Annotated in this window: 23 protein-coding genes; 13 read left to right on the plus strand and 10 right to left on the minus strand. The window is 61.7% G+C overall.

Going from position 1 to position 25,202, the window contains the following annotated elements; translation table 11 throughout:
• Positions 1 to 16: 16 nt before the first annotated feature.
• Together OEZ71_RS00180 and OEZ71_RS00185 are read right to left on the minus strand one after the other, a co-directional pair.
• On the minus strand, positions 17 to 2,095 hold the full coding sequence (locus tag OEZ71_RS00180) for a DUF3488 domain-containing protein (RefSeq protein WP_263737913.1): 2,079 nt from the start codon (positions 2,093 to 2,095) through the stop codon (positions 17 to 19).
• Positions 2,092 to 3,096 carry a glycosyltransferase family 2 protein gene (locus OEZ71_RS00185; protein ID WP_263737914.1) on the minus strand — a complete coding sequence of 335 codons (1,005 nt, stop codon included), beginning with the start codon at positions 3,094 to 3,096 and terminating at the stop codon, positions 2,092 to 2,094. The genes OEZ71_RS00180 and OEZ71_RS00185 overlap by 4 nt, the downstream gene beginning before the upstream one ends.
• Positions 3,097 to 3,419: 323 nt before the next feature.
• Between OEZ71_RS00185 and OEZ71_RS00190 the strand changes: the two genes are divergently transcribed.
• From OEZ71_RS00190 to OEZ71_RS00220, 7 genes are all read left to right on the plus strand, one after another.
• Positions 3,420 to 4,334, plus strand: coding sequence for a beta-keto acid cleavage family enzyme (locus tag OEZ71_RS00190; RefSeq protein ID WP_263737915.1), 915 nt, complete (start codon positions 3,420 to 3,422; stop codon positions 4,332 to 4,334).
• A 515-nt stretch (positions 4,335 to 4,849) separates the two neighbouring features.
• Positions 4,850 to 6,313, plus strand: a complete 1,464-nt coding sequence (locus tag OEZ71_RS00195) for a carnitine 3-dehydrogenase (RefSeq protein ID WP_263737916.1) — start codon at positions 4,850 to 4,852, stop codon at positions 6,311 to 6,313.
• Complete coding sequence (locus OEZ71_RS00200; protein WP_263737917.1) at positions 6,310 to 7,071, plus strand: SDR family oxidoreductase; 762 nt, start codon at positions 6,310 to 6,312, stop codon at positions 7,069 to 7,071. Before OEZ71_RS00195 ends, OEZ71_RS00200 begins: the two co-directional genes overlap by 4 nt.
• Positions 7,072 to 7,074: 3 nt before the next feature.
• The gene (locus tag OEZ71_RS00205) at positions 7,075 to 8,238 is read left to right on the plus strand and encodes an acyl-CoA dehydrogenase family protein (protein WP_263737918.1); all 1,164 of its coding nucleotides are present in this window, start codon (positions 7,075 to 7,077) and stop codon (positions 8,236 to 8,238) included.
• Positions 8,239 to 8,472: 234 nt separating this feature from the next.
• On the plus strand, positions 8,473 to 10,470 hold the full coding sequence (locus tag OEZ71_RS00210; RefSeq protein WP_263737919.1) for an acetate--CoA ligase family protein: 1,998 nt from the start codon (positions 8,473 to 8,475) through the stop codon (positions 10,468 to 10,470).
• Positions 10,471 to 10,478: 8 nt separating this feature from the next.
• On the plus strand, positions 10,479 to 11,273 hold the full coding sequence (locus OEZ71_RS00215; RefSeq protein WP_263738962.1) for a carnitinyl-CoA dehydratase: 795 nt from the start codon (positions 10,479 to 10,481) through the stop codon (positions 11,271 to 11,273).
• A gap of 149 nt (positions 11,274 to 11,422) precedes the next feature.
• Complete coding sequence (locus OEZ71_RS00220) at positions 11,423 to 11,896, plus strand: hypothetical protein (protein ID WP_263737920.1); 474 nt, start codon at positions 11,423 to 11,425, stop codon at positions 11,894 to 11,896.
• Between the two features lie 153 nt (positions 11,897 to 12,049).
• Here the strand turns inward: OEZ71_RS00220 and OEZ71_RS00225 are convergent, their stop codons facing one another.
• The 3 genes from OEZ71_RS00225 to betC all read right to left on the minus strand — a co-directional run bounded on the left by OEZ71_RS00225 (position 12,050) and on the right by betC (position 14,461).
• Positions 12,050 to 12,496 carry a thioredoxin domain-containing protein gene (locus OEZ71_RS00225; protein ID WP_263737921.1) on the minus strand — a complete coding sequence of 149 codons (447 nt, stop codon included), beginning with the start codon at positions 12,494 to 12,496 and terminating at the stop codon, positions 12,050 to 12,052.
• Between the two features lie 58 nt (positions 12,497 to 12,554).
• Complete coding sequence (locus tag OEZ71_RS00230; protein ID WP_263737922.1) at positions 12,555 to 12,872, minus strand: DUF3775 domain-containing protein; 318 nt, start codon at positions 12,870 to 12,872, stop codon at positions 12,555 to 12,557.
• A 77-nt stretch (positions 12,873 to 12,949) separates the two neighbouring features.
• Complete coding sequence (betC, locus tag OEZ71_RS00235) at positions 12,950 to 14,461, minus strand: choline-sulfatase (protein WP_263737923.1); 1,512 nt, start codon at positions 14,459 to 14,461, stop codon at positions 12,950 to 12,952.
• A 144-nt stretch (positions 14,462 to 14,605) separates the two neighbouring features.
• Here betC and OEZ71_RS00240 point away from each other — a divergent pair, with 144 nt between their 5' ends.
• Positions 14,606 to 16,591, plus strand: a complete 1,986-nt coding sequence (locus tag OEZ71_RS00240) for a CocE/NonD family hydrolase (protein WP_263737924.1) — start codon at positions 14,606 to 14,608, stop codon at positions 16,589 to 16,591.
• Between the two features lie 18 nt (positions 16,592 to 16,609).
• The gene (locus OEZ71_RS00245) at positions 16,610 to 17,446 is read left to right on the plus strand and encodes an alkaline phosphatase family protein (protein ID WP_263737925.1); all 837 of its coding nucleotides are present in this window, start codon (positions 16,610 to 16,612) and stop codon (positions 17,444 to 17,446) included.
• Between the two features lie 48 nt (positions 17,447 to 17,494).
• Here the strand turns inward: OEZ71_RS00245 and OEZ71_RS00250 are convergent, their stop codons facing one another.
• The 4 genes from OEZ71_RS00250 to OEZ71_RS00265 all read right to left on the minus strand — a co-directional run bounded on the left by OEZ71_RS00250 (position 17,495) and on the right by OEZ71_RS00265 (position 21,528).
• Positions 17,495 to 18,799: an HlyC/CorC family transporter gene (locus OEZ71_RS00250; protein WP_263737926.1), complete on the minus strand. Its 1,305-nt coding sequence runs from the start codon at positions 18,797 to 18,799 to the stop codon at positions 17,495 to 17,497.
• A 110-nt stretch (positions 18,800 to 18,909) separates the two neighbouring features.
• Complete coding sequence (locus OEZ71_RS00255; protein WP_263737927.1) at positions 18,910 to 19,848, minus strand: site-specific tyrosine recombinase XerD; 939 nt, start codon at positions 19,846 to 19,848, stop codon at positions 18,910 to 18,912.
• Between the two features lie 2 nt (positions 19,849 to 19,850).
• Entirely contained in the window at positions 19,851 to 21,404 is a 1,554-nt protein-coding gene (locus OEZ71_RS00260) for a hypothetical protein (protein ID WP_263737928.1), read from the minus strand.
• Positions 21,391 to 21,528 (minus strand): hypothetical protein, encoded by a 138-nt coding sequence (locus OEZ71_RS00265; RefSeq protein WP_263737929.1) that lies wholly within the window; start codon positions 21,526 to 21,528, stop codon positions 21,391 to 21,393. Before OEZ71_RS00265 ends, OEZ71_RS00260 begins: the two co-directional genes overlap by 14 nt.
• Before the next feature lie 240 nt (positions 21,529 to 21,768).
• Between OEZ71_RS00265 and OEZ71_RS00270 the strand changes: the two genes are divergently transcribed.
• Both OEZ71_RS00270 and aroB read left to right on the plus strand, forming a co-directional pair.
• Complete coding sequence (locus OEZ71_RS00270; protein WP_263737930.1) at positions 21,769 to 22,314, plus strand: shikimate kinase; 546 nt, start codon at positions 21,769 to 21,771, stop codon at positions 22,312 to 22,314.
• Positions 22,311 to 23,426: a 3-dehydroquinate synthase gene (gene aroB / locus OEZ71_RS00275; RefSeq protein ID WP_263737931.1), complete on the plus strand. Its 1,116-nt coding sequence runs from the start codon at positions 22,311 to 22,313 to the stop codon at positions 23,424 to 23,426. The genes OEZ71_RS00270 and aroB overlap by 4 nt, the downstream gene beginning before the upstream one ends.
• A gap of 169 nt (positions 23,427 to 23,595) precedes the next feature.
• Here aroB and ssb read toward each other — a convergent pair whose 3' ends face one another.
• Positions 23,596 to 24,108, minus strand: coding sequence for a single-stranded DNA-binding protein (gene ssb, locus OEZ71_RS00280; RefSeq protein ID WP_263737932.1), 513 nt, complete (start codon positions 24,106 to 24,108; stop codon positions 23,596 to 23,598).
• Between the two features lie 251 nt (positions 24,109 to 24,359).
• On the opposite strand from ssb, the gene OEZ71_RS00285 reads away from it, so the two are divergent.
• Together OEZ71_RS00285 and OEZ71_RS00290 are read left to right on the plus strand one after the other, a co-directional pair.
• Positions 24,360 to 24,614, plus strand: a complete 255-nt coding sequence (locus OEZ71_RS00285) for a PepSY domain-containing protein (protein ID WP_263737933.1) — start codon at positions 24,360 to 24,362, stop codon at positions 24,612 to 24,614.
• A gap of 58 nt (positions 24,615 to 24,672) precedes the next feature.
• On the plus strand, positions 24,673 to 25,191 hold the full coding sequence (locus OEZ71_RS00290; protein WP_263737934.1) for a cytochrome b/b6 domain-containing protein: 519 nt from the start codon (positions 24,673 to 24,675) through the stop codon (positions 25,189 to 25,191).
• Positions 25,192 to 25,202: the final 11 nt, after the last annotated feature.

Consider the following 25,202-nt stretch of genomic DNA (forward strand, 5'->3'; position numbering starts at 1 on the left):
CGCTTGCACCGGCATCCTATTCCTCCCCGTCGGGATCGCCCGGCGCCGGATTGCGGGTGAAGCGGGTGATCTTTCGCCCGGGAAAAGCTTCGGCCAATGCGTCCGCGTCCAGAGCGCCGTCATCGTAAAGGAACAGCGGCTGGTCGGGGCGCAACCAGGGATCGTTGAGAAACAGCGCCGCGCCCTCATCGCCTGGGCCATCGAAGATCACGATGTCGCTGCCAAACGTCCCCGCTGCGGCGGCGTTGCGGATATCCGCGTAAAACCCGTTATATTCATGATATTTCGCCACACCCCTCCACGGTGTGAACACCAGAAGGCCGAAGGCACACAAAAGCCAGAGCATCGCTTCGAAGCGCAGTCCGCCTTGCCCCCCGCTCGCGGGCAACCGGTCGCGGATCGCGACATAGCCGCGTGCGGACAGGTAAAACATCGGAAAGACCGCGACGAACCAGTAGCGCGGCCCAACATAGTAGATGTCTGCATACCAGTATAGAGCCATGACCAGAATGACCGTGCCGAGCAGCAGCATCATGGCCAAATCGAACCGGCTACGACCCCGACGCCAGAGGAAGAAACCGATCAGCAGGATGATGGAGCCGACGGGCCAACCCATGAATTCCAGTTGCAAGCTGGAGAAAAGGTTGATCGTGTTCAGCGCCGCCTCGGCCGGGCTGTGACCGCGCCAGAGGTCGAGTGCACCCCACTGGTTCTCGGGCCCGATATCCGGACCGAAGCCGAACGCATTTGCGCCCGGCGCCCAGATCCGGTCGACATAGGCCGAAAGCGGAAGGGTCAGGGGCGAGCCGGCCAGATGCCAGTTGAAGACCAGCAGCAGACTGCCCGCCAGAATGCAGCCCACGGCATAGGGCAGGGCACGGCGGAGCGACCCCGCCTGCCAGAACAGCACCCAAAGCCCCGTCAGACCGCCAAGGATCAACCCATCCAGCGATCGTGTGCAGAAGATCCAGCCCATCGCCAGCCCGGCGATAAGCAGACTCATGCCGTCGCGCCGCGTCGCCTCCCGCGTCCCCAAGACCAGCCACCAAGCCAGCAGCGTCAGGGCGAGCGTCAGGGTATGCGGCATCATCGTCGCGGCTGCCGCCATCAGCCAGGGCGAAAAAGCCATCATCATTGCGACGATGTCGGCCTCGTCCCTCCCGGCCATCCGCACGGTGATCTGATAGGCCATAAGGACCGAGAAGCCGGCAAGGAGCGGATTGAGCAGCCACGGCACGCCGGCAATGATCGCCGCCGCCAGCGCGGCGGGCCAGCCGGGCAACGTGGCCGAGAACCAGCGTCCGTTCTTCATCTCCAGAAGGTAGTAGTCCAGCCCCGCCTGCGCGGCCTCGGGTGGTACAGGCACGCTCAACGCCCCGCCTGCAAGGGTGCGCGCCTGAAAGACATAGGCAACCTCATCCTCGACATGCGGGATGGTCTCGAAAGCAAAAAACCCCAAAGCAAGGCTCGCCGTCACTGCCAGCATCGCATGGGCAAATGGAGATACCCGGTGCAATCCGCTGACCGGGCTCGGCACCCGCGCCATAGCCAGCAGAACCGTCATATGCAGAAGTATCAAAACGGCCCCGACCACAACATGTGCCAGATAGGCGCCCATCGCACCCCGGTCGACATAGAAGGTCACCGGTACTGTGAAGGCAAAGCTCACGGCCAGCAGAACCGTGATCCGGCCCGCACCGAAGCGACGCACGGCTTCGTCCAGCAAGGCGCTCGGGGACGTCCGGCGCAAAATCACCACGGCGACGGCCACTTCCAGCGCCATCAGAGCGATCATGATACCGTCGCGCAGCCCCTGCGGTCTGAGCCGCAATGTCGGGAACCACAGAGGCTCGGTCATGTAAAGCTGGGCCCCGGCGCCGGTGATGAAGACGAAGGCGAGGGCCCCGAATTCCGTCGCGCCGCGCCGCAGGCAAAAGCCGAGCGCCAGCAGCGCGACCGCCAGAACCGTCAGCGCCCAGCGGTCGAGCGGGACAAGACCCCAGTCCGGAAAAAGCGTCAGAACCAGAATGACCGGTACCACAAGCGTTGCGATGCCGCCCCAGAACCTCGTGCTGACCAAAGCGGCCGGTATCATGCCTTGTGGGCCGCCAGAGATGCCACTGACCCTTTGCCCCCAACGGCCTTCACCGGCGTTTCTTCCGCGATATTGATCAGCTCCTTCTCGATCACCATCGGCCCGCCACGAACCTGATTGTGGATCGACGTGATGTATTCCCCGAGCATCCCGATGAAGAGAAGCTGGATCCCGGAAAGGAAGAACAGCGCAACGACGATCGTCGTCGTCCCGCGGGGCGCATCGCCGATTCCCATGAACCAGGCGAAGACCGAGAAGATTGAAAAGAGAATCGAGAATATTGCGATGCCAAAACCCACGAATGTACAGGCCCGCATCGGCGCGCGGGTGAAGGCAAAGATTGCATTCATTGCCTGATCGATCATGACCATCAGGTTGTGCTTGCTGACCCCGCGTTTCCGCGCTTTCCACGTATAAGGAATGATCACCCGCTTGAACCCGACGGAGGCGATGATGCCGCGGATATAGGGGTAATGATCGTTATGGCTGAGGACCGCCTTAAGGACCTTGCGGTCGATCAGTTGGAACTCACCGACATCGGGCGACAGTTCGAAATCCGACAGCGCATTGACGATGCGGTAAAAGGCCTTGCGCGCGCTGCGCAGGAAAAAGCCTTCCTCCCGGGTGGAGCGCGCACCCGCGACCACGTCATAGCCGCTTTCCCACAGTTTCACGAATTCCGGAATATGCTCTGGCGGGTCCTGCAGATCGACGGGCAGGATGCAGACGGTCGCATCGCCGGTGCAATGTCTCAGCCCGTTGAACGATGACCGGAAAACCCCGAAATTGCGGGCGTTCACGACGACCTTTACGCAAGGATCCTTTGCCGCAATGCCGCGCAGAATGTCGACCGTCCGATCGGACGAACAGTTATCGACGAAGATATGCTCGCGTTCGTATCCCGGCAGTTCACGGTCGAAGATCGCCTTGACCGTCTCATAGCAGGTCTCGACATTGTCTTCCTCGTTGAAACACGGGGACATGATGGAGATCTTTTTCATCACTCAACGTCCATTCTTGCGCGCGAACTTGCCGGACGGCAGCGCTTGACGCAGCGGCAATCCCGACTCGAAGTCGTAGCACTTTCCTGTAACGAGCTAAAGTAACAGCGAAATCTGCTTCGCTTTGACTTTAGCAACGGTGCGCATTGCCGGAAATGGTGGGATTTCAGACTTATTGTTTCCATCACTACGACAATTTGACCTTAAGGCGCACCGCCGCGCACCCACCACGAAGCCTTCGTATTACGCAATGTTTGTTTCGTTATGGGGTAAATGTGGCGGCCACCAACGGCTATAGTCGATGAAATCCCAGGAGGACCCCGATGCCGCTGACCATGAACAAAGACGTCTTCATCACCTGCGCCGTGACCGGATCGGGCGGCACCCAGGACCGCAGCCCGCACGTGCCGCGTTCGCCGCAGCAGATCGCCGAAAGCGCCATTGACGCGGCGAAGGCGGGCGCCGCCATTGTCCATTGCCACGTGCGCGATCCCGAAACCGGCAAGCCCTCGCGCGACCCGAAGCTCTACCGTGAAGTGACCGAACGGATCCGCGACGCCGAGGTCGACGTAGTCCTCAACCTTACCGCCGGGATGGGCGGTGACATCGTCTTCGGCGGCGTAGAATCACCTTTGCCGCCAGCCAAGGGCACCGACATGGTCGGCGCGTCCGAGCGCATGGAACACGTGGCCGACTGCCTGCCCGAAATCTGCACGCTCGACTGCGGCACGATGAACTTCGCCGAGGCTGATTACGTGATGACCAACACGCCCGGCATGCTCAGGGCGATGGGCCAGATGATGACCGATCTGGGCGTGTGTCCTGAGATCGAGGCCTTCGACACCGGCCATCTCTGGTTCGCCAAGGAACTGGTGAAGGAGGGCGTGTTGAAAAGCCCGGCGTTGGTGCAGCTCTGCATGGGCGTGCCCTGGGGCGCGCCGAACGACCTCAACACTTTCATGGCGATGGTCAACAACGTGCCCTCGGACTGGAACTGGTCGGCCTTCTCTCTCGGTCGCGACCAGATGCCGTATGTCGCGGCCTCGGTTCTGGCCGGCGGCAATGTGCGGGTGGGGCTGGAGGACAATCTCTGGCTCGGCAAGGGGCAGCTTGCCACCAACGCTCAGCTCGTCGAACGCGCGGTGACGATTGTGGAGAACATGGGCGCGCGGGTGATCGGGCCGGATGAGGTGCGGAAGAAGCTCGGGCTCACCAAGCGGGCGCCGAGGGTAAAGTGAACAACGTATCCTGCCAGCGGCTGCGTATGCCGGGGCCGATTGGCATATGCCGCTTCATCATGTTCGCCGCATGTGGACTGATGCTGTCGGGATGTCAGCCGCTGGTAAGGCCAGAAGATCAGAACATGACGCCGCCGCAGAATCTCGGCCGCCATGCATCCGGAGGCCGATCTTCAGCCGCTGATCAAGACGGGCTGCTGCCACCGAAGTACAGCGAAGCCGAGATCCAGAGATGCGCGGAAGAGGGCGGAACCATACGCGAACGCAGTCTCGTGGTGAGCGAACACTGCCACTTCGACACGAAAATGAGCGAGTACCAACGGGCGGTCTGCGAGATGCGAGGCGGATCGGTCTGGGTGATCACAATCGGGGGAATTGAATATTGCCGAATCTCGCCAAGCCGAGCCCGTTAGTTCCACACCTGCGTCGAGACAGTGTCGGGACAGATGCCATACACTTTGCCGACGTTTTGCCGACGCAAGGCAGACCGGCCCAAATGAAGGAATGAACCCAATATGACTCGCAAGGCATGTATCATCGGCGGGGGTGTGATCGGCGGTGGCTGGGCCGCTCGGTTCCTGCTCAACGGCTGGAATGTTTCGGTCTTCGACCCGGACCCGGAAGCCGAGCGCAAGATCGGTGAAGTGCTGGCCAATGCCCGCCGCTCCTTGCCCGCCTTGTCCGACGTGCCGATGCCCGCCGAGGGCAAGTTGAGCTTCGCCTCCAGCATCACCGAAGCGGTAGAAGGCGCTGATTACATTCAGGAATCCGTCTCCGAGCGGCTCGAACTCAAACACCGCGTCTTCGCACAGATCCAGCAGGCGAGTCACGGCGTGCCGATCGGGTCCTCTACCTCCGGGTTCAAGCCGTCCGAGTTGCAGGAAAATGCCGCCGACCCCGCGACGATCTTCGTGGCCCACCCATTCAACCCGGTCTACCTCTTACCCCTGGCCGAGATTGTTCCGAGCGCGAAGTCGGACGCAAAAGTAATTGAAAACGCGAAGGAAATCCTGCGTGAGGTCGGCATGTTTCCGCTACATGTCCGCAAGGAAATCGACGCCCATATCGCCGACCGCTTCTTGGAAGCTGTCTGGCGAGAGGCGCTCTGGCTCGTCAAGGACGGCATCGCCACGACCGAAGAGATCGACGAGGCGATCCGCATGGGATTCGGCCTCCGCTGGGGCCAGATGGGGCTTTTTGAGACCTATCGCGTTGCGGGTGGCGAAGCGGGCATGAAACACTTCATGGCCCAGTTCGGCCCCTGCCTGCAATGGCCCTGGACCAAACTCACCGATGTGCCTGAATTCACGGAAGAATTGGTCGACCTGATCGCCGGTCAGTCGGACGAACAATCGGGCCAATACACGATCCGCGAACTGGAACGCATCCGCGATTCAAACCTTATCGGATTCATGCGGGCGCTGAAGGACCGCAACTGGGGCGCCGGTAAGGTTCTGCTGGACCACGACAAACGCCGCCGTGCCGCTTTCCATGAGGCCGGTGAGACGGGTCAGGGCGCGCCGATGGTGATGGCCCATATGCAGGTCCTGCCGGGCTGGATTGATTACAACGGCCATATGACAGAAAGCCGCTATTTGTTCGCAGCATCAGAGACTTCGGATGCATTCCTTAGGCTGATCGGCGCTGATATGGACTATATCGCGAACGGTCACAGCTACTACACCGCCGAAACCCATATCATGCATCTGGGCGAAGCGAAGCTCGGCGACCGGCTGATTGGTACGATCCAGATCCTGTCGTCGGACGAAAAGCGCATCCATGCCTTCATCCGCATCCAGCGCGGGGACGAGGTCGTCGCCAGCCTCGAACAGATGTTCCTGCATGTCGACATGAAGGCAGGCCGCGCCTGCCCGGCAGCCCCCGAGGTGCTGGCAAAACTTGCCCCCATTGCCGAGGCCCACAAGACGCTGCCACGCCCCGAAGCGGCTGGCCGTTACACAGGCGAGCGCCGGAAATGAGCCAACGCGTCCTGATCACCGCAGGGGCCAATGGCATCGGCCTTGTCATGGCCAAGACGTTCGCCGCGACGGGGGCAGAAGTCTGGGTCACGGATGTGGACCCGGCCGCGATCAAGGCCGTGCCAGAGGGCATCCGCGCCTCCAGAGTCAATGCCTCTGATGAGCATGAGATGGCCGCTTTCTTCAATGAAGTGAAGGAGGAATGGGGCGGTATTGACGTGCTGTGCGCCAATGCCGGGATCAAGGGACCGACCGCCTCCGTCGAGGAGATGCCGCTCGACGAATGGCGCGATTGCATCGCCGTCAACCTCGACGGCGCGATGTTGGCGGCGAAATACGCGGCGCCGCTGATGAGGTCGCAAGGCAAGGGTGTGATGCTCTTCACCTCATCGACCGCCGGGCTCTATGGCTTTCCCTATCGCGCCCCCTATGCAGCAGCAAAATGGGCCGTCATTGGCCTCATGAAGACCGTCGCGATGGAGCTTGGGCCATACGGCATCCGCGCCAACGCCATTGCCCCCGGCTCCGTCACCGGCCCCCGCATCGACCGCGTTTTTGAGGCCGAGGCAGCGGCCAAGGGCATGACCTACGAGCAGGTTCGCGACGGCTATGCATCGGGCACCGCTCTCGGACTGCTCTCCGACCCCGAAGACATCGCCAATATGGCGGTCTTCCTCGCTTCCGACGCCGCCCGCATGGTCTCTGGCCAGGTCCTGACCGTGGACGGCTTCACCATCAATCCCGACCCGAAGGTGTGACATATGGATTTCGGCCTGACAGACGAACAAAGGATGATCGTCGAGACGACGCGCGCCTTCGTCGAGAATGAGCTTTACCCGCATGAGCTGGAGGTTGAACGCACCGGGCACCTCTCACTTGATCTGATAAAAGAGATACAGACCAAGGCGATAGAGGCGGGCCTTTACGCCGCCAACATGCCCGAGGACGTGGGCGGCGCGGGCCTCGATACGCTTACATGGCTGCTTTACGAAAAGGAACTTGGCCGCGCCAACTACGCGCTGCACTGGACCTGCGTCGCGCGACCGTCGAACATCCTTCTGGCAGGCAACGAGGAACAACGCGAGAAATACCTCTATCCCTGTATCCGGGGTGAGACCTGGGATTGCCTCGCCATGACCGAACCCGGTGCAGGCTCCGATCTGCGCGGCATGAAGGCCTCGGCGAAAGAGGATGGTGATGACTGGGTCCTGAACGGCACCAAGCATTTCATCAGCCACGCCGATATCGCGGGCTTCACCATCGCCTTCATGGCGACGGGCGAGGAAATGACACCGCGCGGACCGAAAAAGAAGATCACTGCCTTCTTTGTCGACAAGGGCACCAAGGGTTTCAATGTGCGCGAGGGCTACCGCAATGTCAGCCATCGCGGCTACACGAACGCCGTGCTGGAATTCGACGATTGCCGGGTGAACAAGCGCCAGATCCTCGGTGAGGTCCACAAGGGTTTCGAGGTCGCCAACAGCTGGCTCGGCGCCACCCGGCTTCAGGTCGCCTCCACCTGCCTTGGCCGCGCCGAGCGGGCGCTCGGCCACGCAATCGAATACGCAGCCGAACGCGAACAGTTTGGCCAGAAGATCGGCAAGTTTCAGGGAATATCCTTTAAACTTGCGGATATGGCGATGGAACTTAAAGCAGCCGAACTTCTGACGCGCGAAGCGGCATGGAAGTACGATCAGGGCACGGTCACCGAAACCGATATGTCGATGGCCAAGCTGAAGGCGACCGAGACTTTGGCCTTCATCGCCGATGAGGCGATCCAGATCCATGGTGGCATGGGGCTGATGGACGAGCTGCCGCTGGAACGCATCTGGCGGGACGCACGTGTGGAACGCATCTGGGAAGGCACGTCCGAAATCCAGCGCCACATTATCAGCCGCGAGCTTCTGCGCCCGCTCGGTGCCTGAAACTTTCTTGCCTCCGGCGGGAGTATTTATGAACAGAAGAAGAAACGGTCGGTTAACCATGTTCGGCCAGTCTGACAGCGCGGCACAGGCGGGAGCGCCGATGGCCGCAACAGGAGAAGGCACCCCGTCACCGGTTGCGGGGCGGGGTGCTGATCCATTCTTCTGTTCGGAAATGCTCTCGGGGGTCCGGGGGCAGACAGCCCCCGGCGTCTGCTACAGGCATGGAGGCCAGGCATGAGCCGCGACCTGTCCCGCCTGCTCAGGCCCCGTACCATCGCCGTCATGGGGTCGGTCTGGGCCGGAAACGTGATCGAACAATGCCGTAAGATGGGCTTCGACGGACCGGTCTGGCCGGTCCACCCCAGCAAATCCGAGATTGGAGGGCTGAAAGCCTATCCGTCTCTTTCCGCTCTGCCCGAAGCACCAGACGCCACTTTCATCGGCGTTAACCGCCATGCGACGGTCGAGGTGGTGCGGGAACTTGCCGGAATGGGGGCGGGTGGGGCGATCTGCTTCGCCTCGGGCTGGACAGAAGCGGGGGAGGCTGGTTTGCAGGCCGATCTCGTCCGGGCGGCGGGCAATATGCCGATCCTCGGGCCCAACTGCTATGGCGTCATCAACTACCTCGACGGCGCGCTCCTCTGGCCCGATCAGCATGGCGGGCGGAGAGTAGAGAAAGGGGTGGCGCTGCTGTCCCAATCCTCCAATATCGTCATCAACCTGACGATGCAGGCCCGCGGACTGCCCGTGGCCTATGTCGCCTGTCTGGGCAATGCCGCGCAGATCGGGTTGGCCGAGCTCGCCGGGGCGCTTTTGGCCGATGACCGAGTGACCGCCATTGGCATGTATGTCGAGGGGATCGATGATGCGCCGGCTTTCGCTGCACTCGCTGAAAGGGCACGGGCGGCGGGCAAGGGTGTGGTCTGCGTGAAATCCGGCAAGACCGAGGCCTCGCAGACCGCCGCTGCCTCCCATACAGCCTCGCTTGCAGGCGGCGGGGCGGCATCGTCAGCTTTCCTCAGACAGGCGGGTGTGGCTGAGGTCAATACCCTCCCTGAACTTATTGAAACATTAAAGATTTTTCACGTTTGTGGACCGCAGATCGGTACCCGTCTTTGCTCACTGTCCTGCTCGGGCGGTGAGGCCGGGCTGGTCTCCGATCTCGCGGCACCGCTGGCGATCGACTTTCCTCCTCCGACCGAAACCCAGCGCAAGGCGCTTGGCGAGATTCTCGGCCCGATCGTCACGATTGCCAATCCGCTTGATTATCACACCTTCATCTGGGGCGACGGGCCGCGGACCGAGGCGGTCTTTACCCAGATGCTGAAGGGCTATGATGCCGGCATCTTCATCATCGATCCGCCGCGCCCTGACCGCTGTGATCCATCCTCGTTCCAGCCCGCACTTGACGCCATTGTCGCGGCGGGACGCGAGACAGGTAAACCGGCCTTCCCGGTGGCCTCACTGCCGGAGAACTTCGACGAGCACCGTGCGAATTGCCTGATCGGGCAGAGGGTGGCACCGCTGATGGGGCTTGAGACTGCCCTTGGCGCGTTGAAAGCGGCGCAGACCGGACCGGGGCGTCCCGGTTGGCGGCCGATGCCTGCGCTGACGTCCCGCGATACAAGGATGTTGGACGAGGCCGAGGGCAAGGCGGTGCTGGATGCCGCATCCGTGCCGATCCCGAAAGGCGTTATCGGTGCGACGCTTGCCGAAGCACATCGAAAGTCTGAAGGGCTGACACCGCCCCTCGTCCTCAAGGGGCTCGGTTTTGCGCACAAGACCGAGGCTGGCGCGGTACGGCTGGGGGTAACGTCGCTGGATGGGCAGGCGGAAATGCCAGGCGCGACCGGCTATCTGGTTGAGGAAATGGTGGCGGCTCCTGTGGCCGAAATTCTGCTCGGACTGCGCCGCGATCCGGTTTACGGCGTGACGTTGACACTGGGTCTGGGTGGCGTGACGGCGGAACTCCTTGAAGATACGGTGACACTCGTCTTGCCGGTTGGCGAAGACGAAGTGCTGGCAGCCATGCGACGATTGAGGCTTTGGCCGCTCCTCGACGGGTATCGGGGGCGGCCGAAGGCCGACATGTCTGCTGTCGCCTCGATTGCGGTCCGTCTCGGAAACCTGATGCGCGACCGGCTGGAACTGGAAGAAATCGAGATCAACCCCATCCTTGTCCGGGAAGTGGGCGCGGTGGCGGTGGACGCTTTGATACGGGAGGCAGTTTGATGGCGGACATGCAGATGAGAACCGAGGGACCGATCCGTACCCGCCGTGAAGGTGGTATTCTGGAGGTGACACTCGACCGGCCCAAGGCCAACGCGATCGATCTTGTCACAAGCCGAATCATGGGGCTGGCCTTTCGCGATTTTCGCGACGACGACAGCTTGCGCGTCTGCATCCTGCGGGCCGAAGGGGAAAAGTTCTTCTGCCCCGGCTGGGATCTGAAGGCCGCTAACGATGGCGATGCGGTTGACGGAGATTACGGGGTGGGGGGCTTCGGCGGCTTGCAGGAATTGCCGAACCTCAACAAACCCGTCATCGCGGCAGTAAACGGCATCTGCTGTGGCGGCGGCTTGGAACTCGCGCTGTCTGCGGACCTGATCCTTGCCTCGGAGAATGCGACCTTCGCGCTGCCGGAAATCCGGTCGGGCACGGTGGCCGATGCAGCCTCGATCAAGTTGCCGAAGCGCATTCCCTATCATGTGGCCATGGACCTTTTGTTGACCGGTCGCTGGTTCGATGCCGAAGAGGCTTTGCGTTGGGGGCTCCTGAAGGAGATCACCACGCAGGCCAATCTGCTTTCGAAGGCGTGGGATCTGGCGCGGCTGCTCGAAAGCGGCCCGCCTTTGGTCTATGCCGCCATCAAGGAAGTGGTACGCGAGGCCGAGAACATGCGGTTCCAGGACGCACTGAACCGCATCACCAAGCGGCAGATGGCGACCGTCGACCGGCTTTATTCGTCCGAGGACCAGCTTGAGGGCGCACGGGCGTTCGCTGAAAAACGCGATCCGGTCTGGAAGGGGCGTTAACGACTCAAAACCCCTAAGTGGGTCCGTACAGCCTTCACGGTTTGTCTCACGAAGGAGCGGTCTCCGGATATCACGCCACTGGAAATTCGGCCGCGGAAGTCGGACACTGCGGATAGATTGAGGATGGCCGCTAGTCTTGGGGAACGGCGATGGCATGGAACTGGGAACAGATTACTGCAGTGGCCACTGTTCTGGGCGTGCTCGGCGGTTTGATCTCAGTCGGTTTCGTCGTCTACGAGGTTCGGCGTAATGCGGATGCGATTGAGGGGGCAACGGTTCAGGGGCTGATGTCGCTCGAGGTTCAGGTCTTTTCCATTTTGGCCGAGCACGCGGAAGTCTTTGAGCGAGGTGCGGCAGATTTGACCAGTCTAAGTGCCGGCGAAAAGTTCCTCTTTGACAGGCTGGTCGCCTGCAAGCTCTCTTTGTTGAACAGCGCCTTCGTCCAGTATGAGCAGCAGCTCATCGATGATGATGTCTGGGAGGCCTATGTCAGAGCCTTTCATGAGGATATCCGCGCGCCAGGTTTCCTGGCCGCTTGGCAGGCAATTGAAGCGCGTTATCCCGAAGGCTTTCGTGACGGCCTTCGGGCACAACCATCCTTGAACGAACTCAACGCAATCTGAACGGCGCAATCCAAAAGGTGATCGTTGCAATCCCGGCGTCGCAAGGCTTCCTTTGGGTCCGGTCCAGATGGTCTAAATAGCGGTGAGCTGTTTTGGCCACGTTGGCTTCAGGCATGACGCCTAAAACCGTAACTGTGCTTGACTTTGCCCGCGTTAGACCGATGTCGCAGTATGGGATCGGGCAAATGTCTCGATTTCGGACGCGGGTCGGGCGCCGGGAAGGCGGGCCAGTTCGCGGCCCTGGTGCCAGAGGATCAGAAGCGGGATGCCGCGGATGCCAAGCCGTTGGGATACGGCGGGAAAATCCTGCGTGTTGATCTTGGCGAACCGCACCCGGCCTTTCAGCGACTGGGCCGCCTTGGCGAACTCCGGCGCCATCATGCGGCAGGGTCCGCACCACGGTGCCCAATAATCGATCAGTATCGGCAGATCGTCGCCGCGCGTGGCTTTGTCATGCATCGCAAGATCAAGCTCGGACACCTTGCCGGTGACAAGTCCGGCGCCGCACACGGCGCATTTGGGCGCCTCGTTCAGCCGCCCGCCGGGAAAACGGTTCATCTGCCCGCAGGCGGAACAGGATAGCTTCAGGCTCTCGGACATCTCTGCCTCTCATTCCGGTTTCGGAATATATCGGGTGCATCCGGCCGTTTCACAAGGGTCAGAGCAGGTCCTCTTCCTCACCCGTCACGTCTATATCCAAGGCCTCCAGTCCCGCTTCGAGGTTTTCGGCCAGATGGGGCATGCCCATCAGGTAGTCCTCCGTCGGGATCGTGGCCTCGGCCCGGGCAGTATCCACCGCCTCGGCCAGATCCTCGGCCTCGAAGCTGCCGCGTCCGATCCAAGCGATCGCGGTCAGTTCCGCCTTGTCGTCCTCGTTGAGACCGGCAATGAAATCGCGCAGTTGCGCCTCGGCGATTGCCCCCTCGCGTGCCAGAAAGATGACCTGAACGACCGAGGCCGGGGTGATCTCCAACATATGGCGCCCTTTCCTGTTAGAATGGCCACAGGAAAGCATGGCACGCAGGGGCGTTCCTTGTCCAAGATCAAGTCGGGTTATTCTCCGCGCGGGAAGCGTTTGCTTTCCTCAAGTACATTCAGGTCCATATGGTTGCGCATGTAACGTTCAGACGCTTTCTGCAGCGGCTGGTAATCCCACGGAAAGTAGTCGCCGTTTCTGAGCGCCTCATAGACCACCCAGCGCCGCGCCTGACTTTGCCGCACCTCGGCGTCGAAGCGGGCGAGGTCCCAGCGGGCTTCTGATTTTGCCCGCAGAGAGGCCAGCGTTCCGGCATGGGCGGGTTCGGTGGCAAGGTTGGTCAGTTCGTGCGGATCGGCGTCAAGGTCGAAAAGTTGATCGGGGTCGAGTGCGCAGCGGTTGTATTTCCATTTGCCGTAGCGCAGCGAGACCAAAGGCGCGTAGGAAGCCTCCGCGGCGTATTCGATCATCACAGGGGCGGTGCGCTCGGTGCCCCTGGCCACGGGCAGCAGGCTTTCGCCATCAGTCCACGGCATGACCTCATCCATGCTTACCCCGGCCAGATCGCAAAGCGTCGGCGTCACGTCGATGGTGGAGACCGGCGCGTCGATGCGCTGCGGTGCCAACCCGGGCGCTGCGATCATCAGGGGTACGCGGGCCGAGCCTTCGTAAAAGTTCATCTTGAACCACAGCCCCCGTTCTCCCAGCATGTCGCCATGGTCGGAGACGAAGAGGATCACCGCCTCCTGCCGGGTGGCTTCCAGCGCCTCGAGTATCCCCGCGATCTTGTCGTCGAGATAGGAGATGTTGGCGAAATAGGCGCGGCGCGAACGGCGGATGTCGTCTTCGGTGATATTGAAATTGCGCCAGTCATTGGCGTCGAAGATGCGTTTTGAATGAGGGTCGTGATCCTCATAGGCCATGGCCGGGATCTCAGGCAGCAGGTGTTCGCAATCCTCATAAAGGTCCCAGTACTTCTTGCGCGCGACGTAAGGGTCGTGCGGATGGGTAAAGCTGACGGTCAGGCACCACGGCCGGTCGTCAAGCCCACGAGCGAGGTCGTAGACCTTGGCGGTAGCGTTGTAGGCAACCTCATCGTCATATTCCATCTGGTTGCTGATCTCGGCCACGCCCGCGCCGGTGACGGACCCCATATTGTGATACCACCAGTCGATCCGTTCGCCCGGCTTGCGGTAATCCGGAGTCCAGCCAAAATCGGCGGGGTAGATGTCTGTCGTCAGCCGCTCCTCGAAGCCGTGTAACTGGTCGGGGCCGACAAAATGCATCTTGCCCGAGAGGCAGGTCTGGTAACCCGCCCGACGCAGGTGATGGGCGTAGGTCGGGATGTCGGAGGCGAACTCAGCCGCGTTGTCATAGACCCGCGTGCGCGAGGGCAGTTGGCCTGACATGAACGAGGCGCGGCCCGGCGCGCAGAGCGGCGAGCCGGTATAGGCGTTCTGAAACCGCACCGACCGGGCGGCCAGCGCCTTCAGCGTGGGCGCGTGCAGCCAGTCGGCCGGACCATCGGGAAAGAGCGTGCCATTCAGCTGATCGACCATCAGGATGAGGATGTTGGGACGGTCGGCCATGCGGTGTTCTCCTTGGCGGGTTTGGTTGCGCGCAAGCTTGCATTCCTCGTGCCAAGGGTCGCGCCCGAAAACGGCATCCACATGCCGCGACCGGCGTGGCGGTTGCGCGGGAAAACCGCAAGGATGACCAGAAAGGGAGGAGAAATGACAACGACAACCGTTTATCCCTATGCCGTAAGAGAAGAACCTGATCTGGGCATCGTCCTTTCCGATGGCACGCGGCTTTCGGCGCGGGTCTGGATGCCGGAAGGCGCCGGGCCCTTTCCGGCGGTTCTCGAATATCTTCCCTACCGCAAGCGCGACGGAACCACGGTGCGAGATGCGCTGACCCATCCATGGTTCGCAGGTCACGGGGTCGCCTGCCTGCGCGTCGACATGCGCGGCAACGGCGACAGTGAGGGGCTGATGTCGGATGAATACAGCCCGCAGGAACTGGCCGATGCGGTTGAGGTGATCGAATGGATCGCCGCACAGGGCTGGTCGAACGGTCGGGTCGGCATGATGGGGATCAGCTGGGGCGGGTTCAACTCACTTCAGGTTGCGGCGCTCGCACCTGAACCCTTGAAGGCGATCATCACGCTCTGCTCGACCGTCGACCGCTTCGCCGACGATATCCACTACAAGGGCGGCTGCCTTTTGAACGAAAACCTAGGATGGGGTGCGACGATGTGGGCCTTTTCCTCACGCCCGCCCGATCCCGCGCTACGGCAGGGCTGGTTCCAGATGTGGCGCGAGCGGCTGGAGGCCGAGCCCTTTCTGCCCACTCTGTGGCTCAGGCACCAGAACCGCGATGCCTATTGGAAACACGGATCCGTGTGCGAGGATTTTTCGGCCATCAAGGCCGCCGTGCTTGCGGTCGGTGGCTGGGGAGATGCCTACAAGAACGCAGTACCCGCCCTTGTCGGGAACGTCGTCGCACCCGTGAAAGGCATCGTCGGGCCATGGGTGCACAAATACCCGCATTTCGCGGTGCCCGAACCGCGTATCGGCTTCCTGCAGGAAGCCCTGCGTTGGTGGAACCGCTGGCTGAAGGATGAGGCGACCGGGGCCGAGGATGACCCGGCGATGCGGCTTTATCTGATGGACGGGGTGCGACCCGCCGCGTGGTACGACAACCGGCCCGGGCGTTGGATCGCCGAGCCGTCGTGGCCCGCGCCGAATATCCGGATGCAGACATTGCCGCTTGGCCCGGGATGCCTGGGCAAGGCTGGCGCATTCAGGACAACCGTGGCCAGCCCTGAGGATTGCGGGGCCGAAGGAGGCGAATATTGTGCGATCTGGCTTGGGCCCGAGATGCCCGGCGATCAGCGCCGCGACGATGCCTTGTCGGCCTGTTTCGACAGCGCGCCGATCAAGGCGAGCGATATCGTCGGGGCACCCATTGTGCGGTTACGCCTGTCGTCGGACAAACCCGTTGCGCAGATTGCGGTTCGGCTTTGTCACCTGCATCCCGACGGGGCGTCGACGCGGATCACATGGGGGGTGCTTAACCTCAACCGTGCACGGTCGATGGAGCATCCCGAGCCGCTCGAACCGGGGCAAGAGATTGAGGTTGCATTAACCCTCGATCATATCGCCTACCGCTTGCCGGACGGGCACCGGCTCCGCCTTTCCGTATCGTCGTCCTATTGGCCAATGATCTGGCCCGCACCAGAGCGTACGACACTGACGCTGACCGGTGGCGCGCTGGATCTTCCCGTGCGGCCGGGCGGGCAGGGGGATGAGGTTACCTTTCCACCGCCAGAGGGCGCCGCACCCCTGCGCCAGCGGACGATCCGCGCGGGAAGCCATGTCAGGCGCAACGAGACCGACCGGCAGACCGGCATCGTCAGCCTGATCATCGAGGACGATTTCGGCGAAGCGGAAAACCTCGATCACGGGTTGATCACCGGTTCGCTCGCGCGGGAACGCTGGGACATTCATCCTGACGATCCCCTCTCGGCGCGGGGAGAAACGCATTGGACCGAGGTGGTGGAGCGGGACGGGGTCCGGCTCAGAACCGAAGCCACCTGCGCGATGTGGTCGGATGAAACCGACTTCCACCTAACGGCCCGGCTGGAGGCGTGGGAAGATGACCGGCTTGTCTTCGACCGCGACCTGACAGAGCGTGTGCCGCGCGACCATCGCTGATTCCATCCCGGTTCTGATATGAAAAACAAACTCCTCCTAATCATCATTGACGGCGTGCCCTATGACAACTGGCGCGGGTTCTTCGGCAATCTCGAAGGCTGGGTGGAGGAAGGCGACGCGCGGGTCTGGCGCATGCGTTCGGTCCTGCCCTCGACCTCGGCCTCCTGCTATGCCTCGATCCATACCGGGGTGACACCGCAGGTTCACGAAGTCACTTCAAACGAGTCGATCTTCCGCGTTGCCGAGCCAGACATTTTTTCGGAAGTCACGAAGGCGGGCGGCAAGACCGGTGCTGTAGCCCACAGCTTCTGGTCGGAGTTCTTCAACCGGTCCCCGTTCGACCCCGTGCGCGACATCGAATATGACGAACCGGGCCAAAGCCCGATCAGCCATGGCCGCTTTCACACGATGACCGGTTACGGCCACGACAACCAGATGACGCCCTGCGATGCGGACCTTTTCGCCACGCTGACCATGCTGGCCGAGCGGCATGGCATCGATTACGGTATGCTCCACACCTGCACGCTCGACAGCATGGGCCACCGCTTCACCCATGACTGTATCCAGATGGATCTGGCCTGCTTCAAACTTGATGGGCAGCTTGCGCCCTATATTAGCCGCTGGCGGGACGCCGGGTACGAGGTGATCGTCACCGCCGATCACGGTCAGTCAAAACGCGGCCATCATGGAGGTGCAGAGGACATGCAACGCGACTTTGCGCTCTATTACTTCGGTTCGGCTGAGGGGCCGGCTCCCGATGCCCTTCTGGAACAATGTCAGCTTGCCCCGACAATCCTCAAACGCCTCGGCGTGCCGGTGCCCGATAACATGCGCGCGGCGTCGTTCCTTTTCTGAAGTCACGGCGCATAGACAGATCTCACATATTTCCCAAGCCGCACCCGCCTATAGCGGCCGGATCTTCAGCCGCGTGATGCGGTTCTCCTTGCGGGTCAGGACCTCGAATCTGAAACCGTGGAAGGAAAAGACCTGCCCCTCGGCAGGGATCATCTGCGCCTCGTGAATGACGAGACCGGCGATCGTGTTGGCCTCGTCATCGGGTAGCGACCAGTCCGTCGCGCGATTGAGGTCGCGGATCGTCATTGCGCCGTCGATAATGCAGTCGCCAGCTTCGGTCATTTTCAGCGGATGCTCGGCGTCGATGTCGAACTCGTCGGTGATCTCGCCGACGATCTCCTCGATGATGTCCTCGAGCGTGAGCAGCCCGCGCAGGTCGCCGTATTCATCGACCACGAGCGCGAAATGGGTGCGGCGCTTCAGGAACTCACGCATCTGTTCATCAAGCGGCGTCGTCTCGGGCACGAAATAGGCGGGCTTCGCGACGGACATAATGTCGAGGTCACGGACCGAGGACAGATTGCCGTCTTCACCGCGCACCGTCTTCTCGACAGCGCGAAGCAGGTCTTTTGAATGGATGACACCGACGATGTTTTCGCGTTCGCCCTTGTAAAGCGGCAGGCGGGTGTGGGGTGAGGCAAGCACGGTTGAAAGGATGCGTTCCGACCCAGCATCGGCGTCGATCATCATGATCTGGCTGCGGTGGAGCATGATCTCTTCGACGGTTCGGTCATTGAGGTCGAGCGCGCCGAGTAGGCGGTCTCGCGCCTCTTTGTGCACCGCCCCTTCGGAATGACCGATGGCCAGTGCGCCGACGATCTCGTCGCGGAACGACAGGATGTGGCTGTCAGGATCTGTACGGACGCCAAAGAGCATCAGGAGGGCCCGGACAATGCCCCGCACGAGCGTCACGACGGGGCTGAGAACGAGGATCAGAAGCCGGATCGGTCGCGCAACGCGGGATGCTGCGGTCTCAGGCGCGGTGATCGCGTAGGTTTTCGGCAAGACCTCGGCAAAGACGAGGACGAGCGCCGTCATCACGAGCGTCGCCACGGCGACGCCATTCGCGCCAAAGAGCCGTGAAAAGAGCGCGGTCGCAAGGGCGGCCGACAAAATATTGGCGACGTTATTTCCCAGAAGGATCGCACCGATCAGCTTTTCGCTGTCTTCCTTGACGCCCAGGGCGGCATCGGCGCCTCGATTGCCCTTGTCGGCCTGCGCCCGAAGCTTGCCGCGCGACGCCGCGGTCAACGCGGTCTCGGAGCCCGAGAAGAAGGCCGACAAGAGCAACAGGACGAGGATCGCCCCGGCTGTCAGCCAGAAACTGCTATCGAGGATCACGTCGGAGGTCATTCTTGAATTTCCCTTTGGTTGCACCCGTTATGGGGGCGCGACGACGAGGCTGCAAGATGCGTGGCAGGAGGTGTTATGTCGATTGGCGCCAAACCGGCCCGGTTTGTGCGTCACTCGGCATCGCGGGCAAGCGGGTGATGGTCGAGAACGAGGGTTTTCAGGCGTTCGTCCAGCACATGAGTATAGATCTCGGTCGTCGAGATATCGGCATGGCCCAGCATGGTCTGGATGGCACGCAGGTCGGCGCCTCCGGCAAGCAGATGGGTCGCAAACGCGTGGCGCAGAACATGCGGCGTTACCCGTGCGGGCGCGACACCGGCCGACATGGCGATATCCTTCAAAAGCCCGTGGAACGCCTGCCGCGTCATGTGTCCCGCGCGGCCCCGCGCCGGGAAAAGGTGCTTTCCCGGCGGTGTTCCCGCCTCGCGGCGTGCCAAATCCTCAGCCTCATCGCGGAGGATCAGCCACGCCGCAAGCGCGTTGCGCGCCGGCGTCGAAAGCGGCACCATGCGTTCCTTGCCGCCCTTGCCCCTGACGAGCAACATCCGCGGATCCCCACGCGCGGCAGCGACAGGCAGGCCCACAAGTTCGCTTACCCGCATGCCCGTGGCATAAAGCAACTCCATCAGGCAGGTATTGCGTACTTGTTCGACCGGATTGCGGCCGGAGTTGCGTGTCGCTTCAAGAAGTGCTTCGACCTCGGCTTCGGTCAGAATCTTTGGCAGGCTCTTGGCGCGGCCCGGCCCGGTGATCTGGATCGCGGGATTTTCGGCGCGCCTGCCATCTTCATAGGCGAAACGGAAGAGTTGTCGGATAGATGACAGGCGACGCGCACGGGTTGCCCGCGACAGGCCTTCGGCATCACAGGAAACCAGATAAGCTTCGATGTCGGCGCGTTCGGCGTTTTCAAAACTTCGCCCACGCCGCGTCAGCCAGCCTGCGAAATCCTTAAGGTCGCGACCATAGCCGAGAAGCGTGTTCTGCGCCGCGCCCAACTCGGCGGCTTGAGCGTCGAGAAAGGCGGAAATCCAGCTTTCCATTCCGGCCATTGCTAGCCTCGCCGATCCAGAAGCATGAGTTCGATCGCGGCCCGCCGCGCCGTGCTTTCCAACCCGACATGACGCAGAAGCACCAGACCGTCGGTGACATCCCGCAAATCGCCGCGCGCGCCTTCGGTAATCTGGTCGATGGCCAATATCAGCGCCTCGCCCAGCCGTTTTTCCGAGAGCAACATGGAATAATTCGCCGAAGGACGAACGCCCTGACTAAAGGCCAGCTTGACCGCGGACCCCATCTGGTCAGGCGCATCTAGACCGGCAACCGATCCTGTTGCGAGACCGACCAGGAAACGGTCCAGCGGATGATCGGAAGTCCGGCGTCGCGCAACATTTTCGTAGTTTTCCGACAGGAGGCCGATGTGAAAGGCAAGCGCTCCGGCCTCGCCCTCAAGCCCCATGTCGACTAATTTCTGGCCGTATTCGCTGGCAAAGGATACCTCGATTTCCAGGGCCTGAATATGACGCCAGATGACCGGAAGAATGCCGGCCACCGCGGCTTTGTCCTGACGGTCCAGTGCGCGGGAGAGGTCCTGCACCGCGCTGACCCGATCCCAGACGCCACCTGACGCAGCAGGTTTCCGTTCGTTGTACAACTCCCAAAGTTGAGCGGGAGAGATCGCGCCGTTCTTCGCCAACCGCTCAGCGGCTTCAAGTCGGGTTTTCCAGCCTGAATTCGAGCGGAGGTCGGATTGTGCGAAGGCAACAGGCAGGGTGGTCGTTGGAAGGGGCTGGCCGATCGCCTCCATAAGCCGCAGAACCAGCGGCGAAGGGCGCGTCGGCATCGGCAGGTCGGGCTCTCCGTCGCCAAGTTCCGGGTCAAGAAAACGCTCAAGCAACCGCGCCATGTCATCGTCAACATAGCCAAGCGTCTCACCGGTACGAAGCGACAGCGCAGCCGCGTTCCAGTCACCACCCCGTGCGAGACAGAAGACCCGAGCGGGAAAAGTCGGTGCGATCTGCGGGTTCTCACGCATCATCTCGCAGGCGCGGTCTTCCTCGCCGGTCAGAAGCGCCACGTCGAACCAGCGCCGAAAGGGCTCCGGCTGCGGGTTCTCGATCATCTCCAAGAGTGCCAGAGCAGGATCTAGCGCACCGAGATCTAGAAGCTTGTCGACACGGGCCAGGAAAATCGCGCCCTGACCATCCGAGTCCGCCGGCGGAGCGACCTCGGCCAGTAGTAACGTGTAAAGCAGTGACTGGATCGCGGGCAGCGTGTCGATCCGCTCGGCCCGGATCATGCGGGCCAGATCGATTGACGAAGTCGTGCCCCAGAGGTCGCGCGGCAGACCAGTCTTCGACACCGAAAGTAGGCCGAGACCATCCAGCGAAAGCCCGTCGATCGGTGCGACCGTGATCGGGCGCGGCGCCGCGCCGATAGCAACGGCGGGTTCGTTGGTCGTAGACGGCAGTGACGCCGCCGGCCCGGTCACTGATTTCGACAACCAGTCGATCGCCGACAAAGGCGGTCTGTCATGGGTTTCGGCACCAAGCGCCGTCGCGCCGCCAAATAGCAGCAGCGCAAGAAGTCCGGCTCTACTTGACCACATTCAACTCAACCGGTTCGCTGATCTCGGCGCGGTCGGGTGTCATGTCGCCAAGGTAGGCGTAACCCGTCAGGCCGATGAAGGCGACGAGTGCCAAGAAGATGATCAGCTTCAGAAGTCGGAGCATTTGGTCCTGCCGTCGTTTGTTTTCTGTCGTTGTCGGGGGCTGCCCGCGTGCCTGCCCGTCGCCCCTGTTCGTTCTGCCCATCCGGCCCATAATTCACTGACCGGCACGGATACGCGGATTATATATGGCATTTTCGGCGAGTTCACGCCATTCAGGGCAGAAAGTTTCGCACTGGGCAGAAGCATGCCACTGGTGCATCCGTTAGTGCATGCGTGCGTCGGGCAGGAATGGAAGTGTAACGTGGTAAGGCGCCTGAAAAAGACTGTCGTTCTGATCGGTATGATGGGGGCCGGCAAGACTGCGGTGGGAAACGCCCTCGCGCGGCTGCTTGAGGTTCCCTTTCTTGACTCCGACGAGGAAATCGAGCGCGCCGCGAACATGACCGTGGCAGAAATCTTCGCCCGCGACGGCGAGCCATTCTTCCGGGCCCGCGAATCCGAGGTTCTGAACCGGTTGCTGTCAGGCTCGCCTTGCATCCTGTCGACAGGCGGTGGGGCATTTTTGGCTGAAGGCAACCGCGCGGCCATCGCCAGGCGTGGGGTGGCGGTCTGGCTGAAGGCTGATCTGGAACTGCTTTGGCAAAGGGTCAAGCACAAGAATACCCGGCCGCTCTTGCGCACCTCCGATCCGAAAAAGACCCTCGCCACATTGCTGGAGGCGCGCAGTCCAATCTATGCCGAGGCCGGTATCGTGGTCGAGGCGCATCCCGACTATTCGGTCGAGGACATGGCGCGCAAGGTCATCGCCGCTCTGGCCGAACGGCAGGACGTATTGGAGTTGGAATGAAGACGGAACGGGAAACGGTGCATGTGGCGCTGGGAAGCCGCAGCTATGACGTGCGCATCGGCACGGGCCTTATCGCGCGGGCTGGGGAAGAGATTGCGCCCCTTCTGGCGCGCCGTCGTGTTGCCGTTCTGACAGATGAAACGGTCTCGTCCCTGCATCTCGACAGCCTGCGTGCGGGGCTTGGCCATGTGTCGATGACCGCGCTCGCCCTGCCTGCCGGAGAGGCGACGAAGGGGTGGGAACAGTTTTCCCGTGCCGTCGACTGGCTTCTGGCCGAGAAGGTGGAGCGTCGGGATATCGTCATCGCGCTCGGCGGTGGGGTCATCGGCGATCTGGCGGGTTTCGCGGCGGCGGTCCTGCGCCGGGGTGTGCGCTTCGTGCAGATTCCGACGTCGCTTCTGGCGCAGGTCGACAGTTCCGTGGGCGGCAAGACCGGCATCAACTCCATCCATGGCAAGAACCTGATCGGCGCGTTTCACCAGCCCTCGCTGGTTCTGGCCGACATTGATGTGCTGGGCACGCTTCCGGTCCGCGATTTCCTTTCGGGCTACGGCGAAGTGGTGAAGTACGGGTTGCTGGGTGACGCTGCTTTCTTCGACTGGCTAGAGGTGAACGGTCCCGCACTTGCGGCAGGTGATATCGGCGCACGGCAATATGCGGTGCGCCGGTCGGTCGAAATGAAGGCGCGCATCGTCGAACGGGACGAGACCGAGCAGGGCGACCGCGCGCTTTTGAATCTAGGCCATACCTTCTGTCATGCCCTCGAAAAGGCGACCGGCTATTCCGACCGGCTGTTGCATGGCGAAGGGGTGGCGATCGGCTGCGCCTTGGCCTTTGAACTAAGCCAGCGGCTGGGGCTCTGCAGTCAGGAAGCGCCGAGCCGGGTCCGGGCGCATCTGAAGGCGATGGGGATGAAGGTCGATCTTGCCGATATTCCAGGGGATCTGCCGGGGGCAGAGGCGCTGGTCGCGCTCATGGGGCAAGACAAGAAAGTCGTGGACGGCAAGCTGCGCTTCATCCTTGCCCGTGGGATCGGCGAGGCTTTTGTTACGTCCGACGTTCCCGGCGATGTGGTGCTGTCGGTGCTGGAAGAGGCGCTGCGAGGGCGATGAACCGGTAGAGAAGCTGGGTTCAAACCCACCCTACGATCCATACTCATCTACGACGCAGTATTAGCTCTGCATCTCGACCTTTTCCATGATGGTGGCATCCTTATCCTCCAGACACAAACGGCGCAGCCAGATGGCCGCACCCTCGGTCGTGTCTGTCCATTTCAGGCAATCAGAAAGGAATTTCGTCGTCGAGATCAGCCCGGCTGCTGCCGCCGCCTCCCGACGATCCGCCACCGTAGCCGCCGCCCTGACCGCCGCCGCCATAGCCACCCGACGATCCGCCGCCGTAACCGCCACGATCATCATCGTAGCTACCGCCGCTTCCGCCATCACGGCCGTCCAGCAGCGTCAGCTCGCCGCGATAAGGGCGCAAGGATATCTCCGTGGTATACCGGTCCTGTCCTGACTGATCCTGCCATTTGCGGGTTTCCAACTGACCTTCAAGATAAACCTTAGAGCCCTTTTTCAGGTATTGCTGAGCGATCCGCACGAGGTTTTCATTATAGATCGCGACACGGTGCCATTCGGTCCGTTCGCGGCGTTCACCGGAATTGCGATCGCGCCAGGTTTCGGATGTGGCGACGCGCAGGTTGCAGACCTTTCCGCCGCTCGGAAAGTCGCGAACCTCGGGGTCGGCCCCGAGATTTCCGATCAGAATGACCTTATTCACCGATCCCGCCATGCTGGGTTCCTCCTCCGCGATTCTCGTTTGCCCCGTTAGACCATTCGACGACCGCCAAGAAAAGCGTTCATGGCTAAGAAAGCGTTAATAGGTTGGGGAGGGGTCCGGCGGATTATCGCGTATAACTCTGGTTAGAGGAGCCGCAGCAGATGGTTTATCTGCCTTCGGTTCAATGGCCACAAGGTATTCCGCAGTCCAGCTTACTCATGCAAGTCGCGGCACCCCCGCTGCGGCTGTGACAGGAGTTGACCATGTCCAGACTTACCTCCACCGCCCTTGCCGCCATCGTCGGCCTCGGCCTCGCGCTTCCTTCAGCGGCCAGCGACACCCCCGATGCTGTAACGCAGGCCAAGATCACCGAACAGCTCACGGCCGATGGCTACGAAGTGCGCAAGATCGACAGCGAGGACGGCATGATCGAGGTCTATGCGGTGAAGGACGGCAAGATGTACGAGCTCTATCTCGATGCCGACCTGAAAGTCGTGAAGACCAAGGAAGAAAGCTGATCAAGGCAGTCCGGGCGGCGTAATGCCGCCGCCCGGCGAAGTTGCAGGAGGCACTATGATGGCAGCAGTTCGTGTCTGGGACCCGCTGGTGCGGATATTCCACTGGTCCTTGGTGGCAGGTTTCACTGCCAATGCCCTGTTCAATGACCCGGAGGGCAAAGCGCACGAGGTGATTGGCCTGTCCATACTGGGGCTAGTCGCGGTGCGCATCCTCTGGGGCTTCGTCGGTACACGCCATGCCCGTTTTTCCGATTTTCCGCCTTCGGTACCGGCCTCTCTTGGACAGCTCAGCGAAATGGCGACCGGGCGCAGACACATCCATAAAGGTCACTCGCCGCTCGGCGCTTTGATGATCTACAACCTGCTGGCGTCAATGATCGTGATCGGGGTCAGCGGCTACATGATGACCACCCTCGCCTTTTTCGGTGTGGGCTGGGTCGAGGAAGCCCACGAAATCGCCGTCAGTTGGGCTGAGTTTTCTGTGGTTGCCCACATTGCCGCAGTCGTCTTCGAAAGCCGCAGGCTTGGGATCAATCTTCCGAAATCAATGCTGACCGGATACAAGAATATTCCGTAAGCAGGGGAAAA

The organism is Albidovulum litorale, assembly GCF_025751495.1.
Classification (GTDB): Bacteria; Pseudomonadota; Alphaproteobacteria; order Rhodobacterales; family Rhodobacteraceae; genus Albidovulum; species Albidovulum litorale.

Excerpts from the sequence above, each read along its gene's own strand:
- OEZ71_RS00180 (WP_263737913.1), bottom strand. The coding sequence starts at position 2,095 with ATGATACCGGCCGCTTTGGTCAGCACGAGGTTCTGGGGCGGCATCGCA.
- OEZ71_RS00185 (WP_263737914.1), bottom strand. The coding sequence starts at position 3,096 with ATGAAAAAGATCTCCATCATGTCCCCGTGTTTCAACGAGGAAGACAAT.
- OEZ71_RS00190 (WP_263737915.1), top strand. The coding sequence starts at position 3,420 with ATGCCGCTGACCATGAACAAAGACGTCTTCATCACCTGCGCCGTGACC.
- OEZ71_RS00195 (WP_263737916.1), top strand. The coding sequence starts at position 4,850 with ATGACTCGCAAGGCATGTATCATCGGCGGGGGTGTGATCGGCGGTGGC.
- OEZ71_RS00200 (WP_263737917.1), top strand. The coding sequence starts at position 6,310 with ATGAGCCAACGCGTCCTGATCACCGCAGGGGCCAATGGCATCGGCCTT.
- OEZ71_RS00205 (WP_263737918.1), top strand. The coding sequence starts at position 7,075 with ATGGATTTCGGCCTGACAGACGAACAAAGGATGATCGTCGAGACGACG.
- OEZ71_RS00210 (WP_263737919.1), top strand. The coding sequence starts at position 8,473 with ATGAGCCGCGACCTGTCCCGCCTGCTCAGGCCCCGTACCATCGCCGTC.
- OEZ71_RS00215 (WP_263738962.1), top strand. The coding sequence starts at position 10,479 with ATGCAGATGAGAACCGAGGGACCGATCCGTACCCGCCGTGAAGGTGGT.
- OEZ71_RS00220 (WP_263737920.1), top strand. The coding sequence starts at position 11,423 with ATGGCATGGAACTGGGAACAGATTACTGCAGTGGCCACTGTTCTGGGC.
- OEZ71_RS00225 (WP_263737921.1), bottom strand. The coding sequence starts at position 12,496 with ATGTCCGAGAGCCTGAAGCTATCCTGTTCCGCCTGCGGGCAGATGAAC.
- OEZ71_RS00230 (WP_263737922.1), bottom strand. The coding sequence starts at position 12,872 with ATGTTGGAGATCACCCCGGCCTCGGTCGTTCAGGTCATCTTTCTGGCA.
- betC (WP_263737923.1), bottom strand. The coding sequence starts at position 14,461 with ATGGCCGACCGTCCCAACATCCTCATCCTGATGGTCGATCAGCTGAAT.
- OEZ71_RS00240 (WP_263737924.1), top strand. The coding sequence starts at position 14,606 with ATGACAACGACAACCGTTTATCCCTATGCCGTAAGAGAAGAACCTGAT.
- OEZ71_RS00245 (WP_263737925.1), top strand. The coding sequence starts at position 16,610 with ATGAAAAACAAACTCCTCCTAATCATCATTGACGGCGTGCCCTATGAC.
- OEZ71_RS00250 (WP_263737926.1), bottom strand. The coding sequence starts at position 18,799 with ATGACCTCCGACGTGATCCTCGATAGCAGTTTCTGGCTGACAGCCGGG.
- OEZ71_RS00255 (WP_263737927.1), bottom strand. The coding sequence starts at position 19,848 with ATGGCCGGAATGGAAAGCTGGATTTCCGCCTTTCTCGACGCTCAAGCC.
- OEZ71_RS00260 (WP_263737928.1), bottom strand. The coding sequence starts at position 21,404 with ATGTGGTCAAGTAGAGCCGGACTTCTTGCGCTGCTGCTATTTGGCGGC.
- OEZ71_RS00265 (WP_263737929.1), bottom strand. The coding sequence starts at position 21,528 with ATGCTCCGACTTCTGAAGCTGATCATCTTCTTGGCACTCGTCGCCTTC.
- aroB (WP_263737931.1), top strand. The coding sequence starts at position 22,311 with ATGAAGACGGAACGGGAAACGGTGCATGTGGCGCTGGGAAGCCGCAGC.
- ssb (WP_263737932.1), bottom strand. The coding sequence starts at position 24,108 with ATGGCGGGATCGGTGAATAAGGTCATTCTGATCGGAAATCTCGGGGCC.
- OEZ71_RS00285 (WP_263737933.1), top strand. The coding sequence starts at position 24,360 with ATGTCCAGACTTACCTCCACCGCCCTTGCCGCCATCGTCGGCCTCGGC.
- OEZ71_RS00290 (WP_263737934.1), top strand. The coding sequence starts at position 24,673 with ATGGCAGCAGTTCGTGTCTGGGACCCGCTGGTGCGGATATTCCACTGG.